Below are 11,927 nucleotides of genomic sequence, written 5' to 3' on the forward strand. Positions count from 1 at the left end.
TTGGTTCTTGCGCGCCATGGCAATTCCTCGCAGGATTGAATGACGCGCGCGGGGTACACGGTGGCGAAAGGATTCACTCTCTTATACGAGGTCACGGCCTGGCCGTGCCATCAACGACTCCACGCCGATACCGTGCAGGTCACTCTCCCTCTCGGGTGCTGACACACCAGTGCTGGTTACGGCCTTTGCCCCGCGCGCGTTCTTCCAATTTACGATGAACTGTTTGCTGCGCGACAGCGCAGCGTCGAAGACGCGGCGGGATCTCCCTCGCCACAACCGCATGTGCGACAGACTTGAGCTGGCGCTTCTTACCCGAAAACCTACGACCAAATAACGAGAGGCCCCCTGCCAACGACGCATTCGTCAGGCAGGCGGGGCTCTCTACCATCGGTCTATCGCCTGTCCCGCGACAGGCATCGACCAGGCAGAGGCCCATCATGATCTACGCACAACCCGGAACTCCAGGCGCCGTCGTTTCCTTCAAGCCGCGCTATGGCAACTTCATCGGCGGCGACTTCGTCGCGCCGGTCAACGGCGAATACTTCACCAACACGTCCCCGGTCAATGGCGAAGTCATTGCCGAATTCCCGCGTTCCAGCGCCGCCGACATCGACAAGGCCCTGGATGCCGCCCATGCCGCCGCCGATGCCTGGGGCAAGACCTCGGTGCAGGACCGTTCCCTGGTGCTGTTGAAAATCGCCGACCGTATCGAGCAGAACCTGGAAATCCTCGCTGTCAGCGAGACCTGGGACAATGGCAAGGCCGTACGCGAAACCCTCAATGCCGACGTGCCGCTGGCGGCCGACCATTTCCGTTATTTCGCCGGCTGCATCCGCGCCCAAGAAGGCGGGGCTGCAGAGATCAACGAGCTGACCACGGCCTATCACTTCCACGAGCCACTTGGCGTAGTAGGGCAGATCATTCCGTGGAACTTCCCGCTGTTGATGGCCGCCTGGAAACTCGCCCCGGCCCTGGCCGCCGGTAACTGCATTGTGCTCAAGCCGGCGGAGCAGACGCCGCTGTCGATCACCGTGTTCATCGAACTGATCGCCGACCTGCTGCCGCCCGGTGTGTTGAACATCGTCCATGGTTTCGGTCGCGAAGCCGGTGAAGCCCTGGCTACCAGCAAGCGCATCGCCAAGATCGCTTTCACTGGTTCGACCCCAGTCGGTTCGCACATCATGAAATGCGCCGCCGAGAACATCATCCCGTCCACCGTGGAGCTGGGCGGCAAGTCGCCGAACATCTTCTTCGAAGACATCATGCAGGCCGAGCCGGCCTTCATCGAAAAGGCCGCCGAAGGCCTGGTGCTGGCGTTTTTCAACCAGGGCGAAGTCTGCACCTGCCCATCGCGGGCCCTGGTACAGGAGTCGATCTACGTGCCGTTCATGGCCGAGGTCATGAAGAAGATCGCCAAGATCAAGCGCGGCAACCCGCTGGACACCGAGACCATGGTCGGTGCCCAGGCTTCGCAGCAGCAATACGACAAGATTCTTTCGTATCTGGAAATCGCCCGGGAAGAGGGCGCTGAACTGCTGACCGGCGGCGCGGCCGAGCACTTGGACGGGGACTTGTCGAGCGGTTACTACATCCAGCCGACCCTGCTCAAGGGCCACAACAAGATGCGTGTGTTCCAGGAAGAAATCTTCGGCCCGGTGGTGGGTGTGACCACCTTCAAGGACGAAGCCGAAGCCCTGGCAATCGCCAACGACACCGAGTTCGGCCTCGGCGCCGGCCTGTGGACCCGCGACATCAACCGCGCCTACCGCATGGGCCGGGCGATCAAGGCCGGTCGCGTGTGGACCAACTGCTACCACCTGTACCCGGCTCACGCTGCGTTTGGTGGCTACAAGAAGTCCGGTGTCGGCCGTGAAACCCACAAGATGATGCTCGATCATTACCAGCAGACCAAGAACCTGCTGGTGAGCTACGACATCAATCCGTTGGGGTTCTTCTGATCCCAATGCCCCATAAAACCCTGTGGGAGCGGGCTTGCTCGCGAAAGCGGTCTGTCAGTCACCACGATGGTGAATGTGTTGACGCCTTCGCGAGCAAGCCCGCTCCCACATGGGCGGTTAGGTGATGCTTCAATTGCTACCAACGCACCCCACCCACCGCTTCGAAAGTAGCATTCGAGCCCTGGGCGCCGCGTGCATTAATGACCTTGCCGGAATCGCCCGGTACAAGAAGAGGAAAGACCCATGTGGACTAAACCCGCGTACACCGACCTGCGTATTGGCTTTGAAGTGACGATGTACTTCGCCAACCGATGAGTATCGGCCCGGCCTGGTGGTTTCCAGGTCGGGCTACCCATTGGTCTGATTGCAATCACGGCGGGATGCTTTAGGCTCAGGGGATCCCCAGACAATAACAACAGGCTTACCGATGAGCCACGCACCTGAAAAGATGAGCCTCAGCCCGCTGCGCAAGTTCGTTTCCCCTGAAATCATGTTCGGTGCAGGTTGCCGCCACAACGTCGGCAATTACGCCAAGACGTTCGGCGCACGCAAGGTGCTGATCGTCACCGACCCCGGAGTGATCGCCGCCGGATGGGTGGCCGACGTCGAAGCCAGCCTGCAGGCCCAGGCCATCGACTACTGCATCTACAGTGCCGTATCGCCCAATCCACGGGTCGAGGAAGTGATGCTCGGCGCCGAGCTGTACCGGGAAAACCATTGCGACGTCATTGTCGCGGTCGGCGGCGGCAGCCCCATGGATTGCGGCAAAGGCATCGGCATCGTCGTTGCCCATGGTCGCAACATCCTCGAGTTCGAAGGCGTCGACACGCTGCACGTGCCCAGTCCGCCACTGATCCTGATCCCCACCACCGCGGGCACTTCGGCGGATGTGTCGCAATTCGTGATCATCTCCAACCAGCAAGAGCGCATGAAGTTTTCCATCGTCAGCAAGGCGGCGGTGCCGGACGTGTCGCTGATCGACCCGGAAACCACCTTGAGCATGGACCCGTTCCTGTCGGCCTGTACCGGCATTGACGCGTTGGTACATGCCATCGAGGCATTCGTGTCCACCGGTCACGGTCCGTTGACCGATCCCCATGCGCTGGAAGCGATGCGCCTGATCAACAACAACCTGGTGCAGATGATCGCCAACCCGGCTGACATCGCCCTGCGGGAAAAAATCATGCTCGGCAGCATGCAGGCCGGCCTGGCGTTTTCCAACGCGATCCTCGGTGCGGTGCATGCGATGTCCCACAGTCTGGGCGGGTTCCTGGATTTGCCCCACGGCTTGTGCAACGCGGTGCTGGTGGAACACGTGGTGGCGTTCAACTACAACTCGGCGCCGGATCGCTTCAAGGTGATTGCCGAGACGCTGGGCATCGACTGCCGGGGGCTCAACCACCGGCAGATCCGCACGCGCCTGGTGGAACACCTGATCGCCCTCAAGCGCACCATCGGGTTCCACGAGACCCTGGGGCTGCATGGCGTGAGCACCTCGGACATTCCGTTCCTGTCGCAACATGCGATGCACGACCCGTGCATCCTCACCAACCCTCGGGAGTCGAGCCAGCGGGATGTCGAGGTCGTCTATGGCGAAGCCCTCTGACGAACAGCAAAAAGCCCTGGCCGGGCTGCTGGGGCTGGGCAATCACTCGACGCGCAAGAGCCACTATCCTGAGCTGGCGGCGCGCCTCGACGAACTGGAACAGGCCCGGCAGCATTTGCAGCGGCTCAATGACCAGTTGGAGCAACGGGTAGCCGAACGCACCGACGCGTTGTTGGAGGCCAACCATAACCTGCAACGGCAGATCGCCCAGCGCGAGCTGGTCGAGCAACAGTTGCGCGACGCCCGGGACGCGGCCCAGGCCGCCAATCGCAGCAAGGACAAATACCTCGCCGCTGCCAGCCATGACCTGCTGCAACCGCTCAACGCTGCGCGGCTGTTGATTGCCACCCTGCGCGAGCGGGAATTGCCGGCAACCGAACGGGTGCTGGTCGAGCGGACCCACCAGGCCCTGGAGGGGGCGGAAGACCTGCTCACCGATCTGCTGGATATTTCCCGGCTGGACCAGGCCGCGGTCAGGCCCGACGTGGCCCCGTATCGCCTGGATGAATTGCTTGGGCCGCTGGTTTCGGAATTCCAGTCGGTGGCCGGTGCCGCAGGGTTGGAGCTGCGCGTGCGTTTCGCCGATGAAGCGGTCATGACCGACCTGCGATTGATGACCCGCATCCTGCGCAACTTTCTCAGCAATGCCTGCCGCTACACCGAGCGCGGTGGCATTCTCCTGGCCGCCCGGCGCCGGGGAGAGCGGTTGAGCCTGGAAGTCTGGGATACCGGGCGCGGCATTGCTGCCGATTGCCTGGAGTCGATCTTCCTCGAGTTCAACCAGTTGGACGTCGGGCGTGCGGCAGATCGCAAAGGCGTGGGCCTGGGGCTGGCGATCGTCGAGCGCATCGCCCATATCCTCGGTTATCGGGTGCAGGTGCGTTCCCGGCCGGGACGCGGCTCGGTGTTCAGTATCGAGGTGCCGCTGTCCGCTGAAAAACCTTTGCCTGCGTCGCTGGCACCCGTGCAGGCAGTGACCGGAAATCCCCTGCCAGGGCGCCGGCTGCTGGTGATCGACAATGAACTGAGCATTTTGCAAAGCATGGCCGCGTTGCTGGGGCAGTGGGGCTGTGAAGTGCTGACCGCCACCGACGAAGCGGGCGCCCTGGATGTGTTGCAAGGGCGGGCGCCGGAACTGATTCTGGCGGATTTTCATCTGGATCATGGGGTGGTGGGCTGTGAAGTGGTCAAGCGCCTGCGCGAGCATTTCCGGCAATCGATCCCGGCCGTGATCATCACCGCCGACCGCAGCGACCAGTGCCGCCGCGCCCTGCGCAAACTGAACGCGCCACTGCTCAACAAACCGGTCAAGCCCGGCAAGTTGCGAGCGGTGCTGAGTCAGTTGCTCGGGTAGCGACACGGCAAACTAAGTTGGGGCCGCTTCGCGCCCCAGCGGGAGCAAGCTCCCTCGCCACAAAAGCTGGGCCGGTGTGTTTTGTGGGGGAGAGCTAGAAAATTTATGTTATGTTATCCGATCTCGTTTGGCAGGAGTTCTCATCCTGGCCTTGCATGGACCAACGACCTTCATTCCGAGTACCACCATGAGCCTGTCCCATAGCGTGATGAGTCCACCCGGCGTCATCACGCCCGCCCTTGCGACCCTTACCACCAAAACCTCTATGCGTATGCTTGCCATCGACGCCCTGCGAGGGTTTGTCATGTTGCTGATGCTGGTGGACCATGTGCGCGAAACGTTTTTCCTGCACCACCAGGTCAGCGATCCGATCGACGCCCTGAGTGTCACTCCGGACCTGTATTTCACTCGGCTGCTCAGCACGCTTTGCGCTCCGGTGTTCATCTTCCTCACTGGCCTGTCGGCCTGGCTCTACAGCCAGAAACACAGCGCCGGCGAAACCTCGCTATTTCTGCTCAAGCGCGGTCTGTTCCTGATCTTCCTGGAACTGACCTTCGTGTGTTTCGCCTGGAACGCCGAGTTCCCGCCCAAGACGTTGTGGCTGCAGGTGATTTGGTGCATCGGCCTGTGCATGATTGCCTTGGCCGCGCTGCTGCACCTCAAGCGCAGTTGGTTGATTGTGTTCGCAATCGTCATTGTCGCCGGGCACAACCTTTTCGACGGCGTGGTACTGGGGCCGGATTCGCCGTTTTTCGTGCCGTGGTCGATCCTGCATCAGCGAGCGTTCATCGACATCACCGAGCTCACTCGCGCCCGCACCACGTATCCGGTGTTGCCATGGATCGGCGTGATCCTGCTGGGCTGGGCCATCGGCCCGTGGTTTGGCAAAGAGGTAGAGTCGGCCGTGCGGCTGCGGCGCTTGTTCAAGGTGGGCATCGGTATGCTGCTGGCCTTCGTGCTCATTCGTTACCTGAACGTTTATGGCGACAAGCCCTGGATACAGACAGGCGATGCGCTGCGCACCGTCATGAGTTTCCTGAGCGCGACCAAGTATCCGCCTTCGCTGATGTTCCTGATGCCGACCCTCGGTGTGGGTTTGATCCTGCTGGCGTGCTTTGAAAAGGCCCAGGAGCGCGGAGCCATTGCGCTCTTGGGCATCTATGGCGGCGCGCCGATGTTCTTCTACCTTCTGCACCTTTATGTGCTCAAGGCGCTGTACCTGCTGGCGATGGCCATCTGGGGCGCCAACCAGGGCGCCTATTTCGGCTTCGACCATTTGCCTTGGGTGTGGCTGTGGAGCGTGCTATTGGGCACCGTGCTGTTTTTCCCGACGCGCTGGTTTGCCGGGTTCAAGCAGCGTCGTCGTGATATCGCGATCCTCAAGTACTTTTGAGCCGAAGCGTACCAATCCCACGGATCGCGCTGGCCAGAGCCATTAAAATGCCGTCATTTGGTCGGCGTTTTTGCCAAGAATGTAAAAAGACGCTTCGGTCTGTTTATTTCCTTATGTAAACTCCCCCCGCTGCGACAATCGGGCACGGCCATGCCAGGCCCGATGAACACGGTTCGCAGCGTCCCTCACCCAGCTGAAGCCAAGACCTACAAGAAGTCAGCGCCGGAGAGATATAAACGAGAGGCCGACGCATTGTTCGGCCCTGTAGGTCCATCCTCCAGTCCGTCTCGATACCCATCCTGCTGGCGTTGCCGGGCTTAGGATGTGCTGTGTCGTTGATTCGGACAGGTGGACGGAATGGCGTTCATCCTAGGGATACACACATGTTGAAGAAAACACACACGGCGCTTCTGGGCCTGGCGATGGCGATGGGTCTTGCGACCACGCACGCCGCCGAGCCAAAAAAAGTGGATGTCTTGCTCATTGGTGGGGGCATCATGAGCTCGACTCTCGGCGTCTGGCTCAATGAGCTGGAGCCGGGCTGGACCATGGAAATGGTCGAGCGCCTGGACGGTGTTGCCGAAGAGAGCTCCAACGGCTGGAACAATGCCGGTACCGGTCACTCCGCGCTGGCCGAGCTGAACTACACGCCGGAAGACAAGAACGGCAGGGTTGATATCTCCAAGGCCATCGAAATCAACGAGGCCTTCCAGATTTCCCGTCAGTTCTGGTCCTGGCAGGTCAAGAACGGAGTGCTGAAGAACCCGCGCTCGTTCATCAACTCCACGCCGCACATGAGTTTCCTGTGGGGCGACGAGAACATCGCGTTCCTGAAGAAGCGCTACGACGCCCTCCAGGCCAGCCCGTTGTTCGCCGGTATGCAGTACTCCGAAGATCGCGAGCAGATCAGCAAGTGGGTTCCCCTGATGATGCAAGGGCGTGACCCGAGCCAGAAGGTCGCGGCCACCTGGAGTCCGTTGGGTACTGACGTGAACTTCGGCGAAATCACCCGCCAATTCGCCGCATACCTGCAAACCAAGCCAAACTTCTCCCTGAAGCTCTCCAGCGAAGTGGAAGACATCACTCGCAATGCAGACGGTAGCTGGCGCGTTTCGTACAAGAACCTGAAAGACGGTACCGAAACCGAGACCGATGCCAAGTTCGTATTCATCGGCGCCGGCGGTGGTGCCTTGCACCTGCTGCAGAAGTCCGACATCCCCGAAGCGCGTGAATACGCTGGCTTCCCGGTCGGCGGCTCGTTCCTGGTCACCGATAACCCAACCGTTGCCCAACTGCACTTGGCCAAGGCCTATGGCAAGGCTTCGGTTGGCGCACCGCCGATGTCGGTCCCGCACCTGGACACCCGTGTGCTCGATGGTAAGCGTGTGATTCTGTTTGGCCCGTTCGCAACGTTCTCCACCAAGTTCCTGAAGAACGGTTCGTACTTCGACCTGCTGACCAGCACCACCACGCACAACATGTGGCCGATGACCAAGGTTGGTATTGAACAGTACCCACTGGTTGAATACCTGGCCGGCCAACTGATGTTGTCGGATGAAGACCGTTTCAACGCCCTGAAGGAATACTTCCCGGACGCCAAGCAAGAAGACTGGCGCCTGTGGCAGGCCGGCCAGCGCGTGCAGATCATCAAGCGTGACGAGGAGAAGGGCGGCGTCCTGAAGCTCGGCACCGAAGTGGTCGCTTCCCAGGATGGCAGCATCGCTGGCCTGCTGGGTGCCTCTCCAGGCGCCTCGACCGCCGCGCCGATCATGCTGACCGTGCTTGAGAAGGTCTTCAAGGACAAGGTTGCCAGCCCGGCCTGGCAGGAAAAACTGCACCAGATCGTGCCAAGCTACGGCACCAAGCTCAACGAGAGCCCTGAACGTGTCGCCCAGGAATGGGCCTACACCAGCGATGTCCTGCAACTGGCCCCACCACCGGTAATCGGCAAGACAGGCGCCACCGCTGCACCGGCCACGCCGGCAACTGCGCGCGAAGCCAATCCAGCGGCTGACATGGCGCTGTAACCGGACGCTGTCTGGTGAAATACAAAAAAACGCCGCTCATTGAGCGGCGTTTTTTTGGGTGATCGATAAACCCAATGTGAGCGAGCTTGCTCGCGATGGCGGCCTGAAAGCCGCATCAATCCTTGATCGGCCCCCGATGCGTAAGGTCATGAACACCCGTTCCACCGATTTCCCTGAACCTCGCCTCAAAATCCTCCGCCAACTGCGCCAGGGTAATCGCCCCCAGGCGCTGGAGCAGCAAGGCCTGGGCTTCGTCGAACGCATCCGTCAGCGCCGCATTCACCGCTTGCTCCACCAGGCATTGCGGATGATCGGTGGAAAGGCCGATGGCAAAAATCGACGTGCTGCCCAAGGCCTGGTGGATGTCGAGCAACGTCATGTCCGACAGCGGCTTGCTCAAGGTCCAGCCGCCGCGATGGCCTTTCTCCGAGGTGACATAACCCTGTTCCTTGAGCAGCGCCATGGTCCGGCGCACCACCACCGGGTTGGTGCCAAGCATTTGCGCGAGGGTGTCGGACGTGGCCGATTGTTGGTGGCGGTCCATGTGGATCAGCACGTGAAGCATGCGGGACAGGCGAGTGTCGGTTCTCATGAGCGTTGCAGCGTTCTGTGGCGGAGACGGCCGTGAGTATCGCCTGTAATTGCAAAGGTTACGAGATCGTTGACAGTCGCTTTTCAAGGAACTTACGATGTATCGAGAGTTTCGAGTTTCGTCGAAACCATTCCAGGAGATTGATCATGCGCTACGACGTCATCATCGTAGGCGGCAGCTATGCCGGTATGTCCGCAGCCCTGCAACTCGCCCGAGCGCGGCGCAACGTGTTGGTGATCGATGCCGGCCAGCGGCGCAACCGGTTCGCGGCCAGCGCCCATGGCTTTCTCGGGCAGGACGGCCGGGCCCCGGGTGAGATCATTGAGGACGCCCGATTTCAGCTATTGGCTTACCCGACGGTGGAATGGCTAGCGGATACCGCGACCAAGGCCAGCCAGGAAACGGCGGGCTTCACTTTGGAAACCCTCGGCGGGAAACGCTACAGCGCTCAGCGCCTGTTGTTGGCCACCGGGGTTATCGATGACTTGCCAGACGTCGAAGGGCTGGCGCAGCGCTGGGGCAAAAGCATATTTCACTGCCCGTATTGCCACGGCTACGAATTGGAACAAGGGCCGATAGGCGTGCTGGCCACTTCCGAAATGTCCTTGCACCACGCATTGATGCTTCCGGACTGGGGACCCACGACATTCTTTACCCGCGGCGTGTTCGAACCTGACCCATTGCAGCGCGCCAGCCTGGAACAGCGCGGAGTGACAATCGTGCCAGAGCGCGTCGATCGCATCGAAGGTTCCCGGGCCGATGTCGTGTTGGCCAATGGCCGCGTGGTGGCTGTCGACGGCTTGTTTGTGCTTCCCCATACGCGGGCGGCCAGTCCATTGGCCGCCTCGCTGGGTTGCGAATTTGAAGACGGACCGCTTGGGTCTTTCATCCAGACCGACATGACCGGCCAAACCAGCGTTCCCGGGGTGTTTGCCACGGGCGACGCGGCCATGCCGTTCGGATCGATCGCGCTGTCGGTGGGGGATGGCGTACGGGCGGGATCAGGCGTGCACCGGTCGTTGATCTTCGCGGCTCACTGAAGGCAGCACTCACCAACCCCGTTTTAGGGACTGCTTCCTCTACACCTGAACCGCTATCGCGAGCCCAGCCACCGCATTATTGAGTGCCAAACATCGCCGTCCAATAAATACCGGCATCGCTTTTCGGATCAGTCGCGTACCCAGCCCCGAGTTCGCGAAACTGCGGATTCATCAGGTTGGCGCAGTGCCCCGGGCTCGCCAGCCAGCCGTCGACGACCTTGAGGGCCGTGTCTTGTCCGGCGGCGATGTTCTCGCCGATCAACTGTCCCAGGTAACCGGCCAGTTCGGCGCGGTCGCCGGGCATGCGGTTGTCGCGGTCCTTGTGGTCGAAGAAGTTGTTGTTGGCCATGGCGCGGGTATGGTTCACGGCGGCCAGGGCCAGCGTAGCGTTCCAGGCCAGTGGGGTGGTGGCGGCAAAGGCTTCGGTGCCGCAGCGGCGAGGCTGTGCCCGGGCGCTGTTGATCAGCTTCAGCAGCTTCTGGCCTTCGGCCTGCCAGTCACCCAGGCGCGCGGACAGCAGCGGACGGGCCAGTACGATGCGCCATTCGCGATCCAGGCGGCTGACACCGATGTCGACGAATTGCGGGTCCAGGACCACCTGGCAGAAGCTTTCCTGCACGGCCTTCATGGCCGATTGTGCATCCCGTGGCCCGGACAGGCTGATGGCTTGCACGTTGACCATCGGATAGGCCGCTCGCGCCAGCGCCTGCTGCAGGTCGCCGATGCCATTGGCCGACAGGATCAGCCGGGTGTCCATCGCCAGGGGCGGTAACTCCAGCGAGGCCTGGCCGGCGCAGCTTTGGGATTGGCTGCGGTAAAGGTTGATGGACTCGACCAGTTGCGTCTCTTCGGTGGCGGCGGCACTGGCGGCGAATGCCAGGCCGAGCGAAAGCACGACAAGACGCATGGCGGATGAAATGGCACGCATGTAAATCTCCCTTGAGCGGACGGCGCCTATGATGCGCAATTTTTGCCCCGCTGGGGCAACGGTATTCACGCTCTCTTGAAATCCCTTGGAACGGCACCGTTGGGTACCGTTCGGGACAATCCTCAAGTAGTGGGATCAGTTTTCGAGCGAATAAGTCCATTTCCGTCGTTCCAAGGCCTGAAAACATCGACCATCAGCTCATCCAATTGCCTCCGTCGACATTGTAGGTCTGGGCCACTACATACTCGCTTTCCGCCGACGCCAGGAAAATCGCCATGCCGACGAGGTCTTCGGCAGTGCCCATCCGGCCATAAGGCACCTGCTGCCCGACTTGGCGTTTCTTTTCCCCCAGCGGCAGGTTTTCATGGCGGGCGAACAGCGCATCCACGCCGTCCCAATGCTCGCCGTCCACCACGCCGGGCGCGATGGCGTTGACGTTGATGCGGTGCTTGATCAGATCCAGCCCGGCGGACTGGGTCAGGCTGATCACCGCCGCCTTGCTGGCACAATACACGCCCACCAGCGCCTCGCCACGCCGGCCGGCCTGGCTCGCCATGTTGATGATCTTGCCGCCATGCCCCTGGCGGATCATCTGCCGGGCCGCAGCTTGCAGCGTGAACAGGGTGCCGGCGACGTTGATGGAAAACAGTCGCTCGTAGCTCTGGCGGGTAATGTCGACGATGGGCGCCAGGTCGAATAGCGCGGCGTTATTGATCAAGATATCAAGCTTGCCGGCCTGGGCCACCACTGCGTCGATCGCCTGGTCAATGGAAGCCTGGTCGGTGACGTCCATTTTCACCGCGTAGGCGCTCTCGCCCAGCTCGGCAGCGGTGGCCGTGGCTCGTTCAAGGTCGATATCGGCAATCGCCACCGTGGCCCCCTCGTTGATGTAGGCCTGGGCAAACGTCCTGCCGATACCACGGGCGGCGCCGGTTACCAGGGCGCTTTTTCCTTCCAGTCGTTTCATAAGGTTTTCCTGCCTCAAGTTGCGTCAAATGGGTGGAGCCACGGGGGTAGGGCGGACCTGCC

10 protein-coding genes are annotated in these 11,927 nt (G+C 61.3%); 7 read left to right on the forward strand and 3 right to left on the reverse strand.

What is annotated here, in order from left to right:
* Positions 1-437 precede the first annotated feature (437 nt).
* The 6 genes from AD663_RS11995 to mqo all read left to right on the forward strand — a co-directional run bounded on the left by AD663_RS11995 (position 438) and on the right by mqo (position 8,338).
* Positions 438-1,958 (forward strand): aldehyde dehydrogenase family protein, encoded by a 1,521-nt coding sequence (locus AD663_RS11995; protein WP_053213790.1) that lies wholly within the window; start codon positions 438-440, stop codon positions 1,956-1,958.
* A 243-nt stretch (positions 1,959-2,201) separates the two neighbouring features.
* Complete coding sequence (pqqA, locus tag AD663_RS28365; protein ID WP_003243383.1) at positions 2,202-2,273, forward strand: pyrroloquinoline quinone precursor peptide PqqA; 72 nt, start codon at positions 2,202-2,204, stop codon at positions 2,271-2,273.
* A 133-nt stretch (positions 2,274-2,406) separates the two neighbouring features.
* Positions 2,407-3,564, forward strand: coding sequence for an alcohol dehydrogenase-like regulatory protein ErcA (gene ercA, locus AD663_RS12000; RefSeq protein ID WP_157062716.1), 1,158 nt, complete (start codon positions 2,407-2,409; stop codon positions 3,562-3,564).
* Positions 3,548-4,918, forward strand: a complete 1,371-nt coding sequence (locus AD663_RS12005; protein WP_003181140.1) for a hybrid sensor histidine kinase/response regulator — start codon at positions 3,548-3,550, stop codon at positions 4,916-4,918. The genes ercA and AD663_RS12005 overlap by 17 nt, the downstream gene beginning before the upstream one ends.
* A gap of 208 nt (positions 4,919-5,126) precedes the next feature.
* On the forward strand, positions 5,127-6,311 hold the full coding sequence (locus AD663_RS12010) for a DUF1624 domain-containing protein (protein ID WP_371261180.1): 1,185 nt from the start codon (positions 5,127-5,129) through the stop codon (positions 6,309-6,311).
* Positions 6,312-6,694: 383 nt separating this feature from the next.
* A complete protein-coding gene (mqo, locus tag AD663_RS12015) occupies positions 6,695-8,338 on the forward strand; it encodes a malate dehydrogenase (quinone) (protein WP_053213793.1) in 1,644 nt (547 codons plus the stop codon).
* 115 nt (positions 8,339-8,453) lie between these two features.
* On the opposite strand, the gene AD663_RS12020 is transcribed toward mqo, so the two are convergent.
* Positions 8,454-8,930: an Rrf2 family transcriptional regulator gene (locus AD663_RS12020; RefSeq protein WP_053213794.1), complete on the reverse strand. Its 477-nt coding sequence runs from the start codon at positions 8,928-8,930 to the stop codon at positions 8,454-8,456.
* 146 nt (positions 8,931-9,076) lie between these two features.
* Between AD663_RS12020 and AD663_RS12025 the strand changes: the two genes are divergently transcribed.
* On the forward strand, positions 9,077-9,970 hold the full coding sequence (locus AD663_RS12025) for an NAD(P)/FAD-dependent oxidoreductase (RefSeq protein ID WP_053213795.1): 894 nt from the start codon (positions 9,077-9,079) through the stop codon (positions 9,968-9,970).
* A 76-nt stretch (positions 9,971-10,046) separates the two neighbouring features.
* On the opposite strand, the gene AD663_RS12030 is transcribed toward AD663_RS12025, so the two are convergent.
* A complete protein-coding gene (locus AD663_RS12030; protein WP_003181151.1) occupies positions 10,047-10,898 on the reverse strand; it encodes a CAP domain-containing protein in 852 nt (283 codons plus the stop codon).
* 193 nt (positions 10,899-11,091) lie between these two features.
* The gene (locus AD663_RS12035) at positions 11,092-11,865 is read right to left on the reverse strand and encodes an L-iditol 2-dehydrogenase (RefSeq protein WP_003181153.1); all 774 of its coding nucleotides are present in this window, start codon (positions 11,863-11,865) and stop codon (positions 11,092-11,094) included.
* Positions 11,866-11,927 lie beyond the last annotated feature (62 nt).

Source organism: Pseudomonas sp. Q12-87, from assembly GCF_001269755.1.
Taxonomy (GTDB): domain Bacteria; phylum Pseudomonadota; class Gammaproteobacteria; order Pseudomonadales; family Pseudomonadaceae; genus Aquipseudomonas; species Aquipseudomonas fluorescens_S.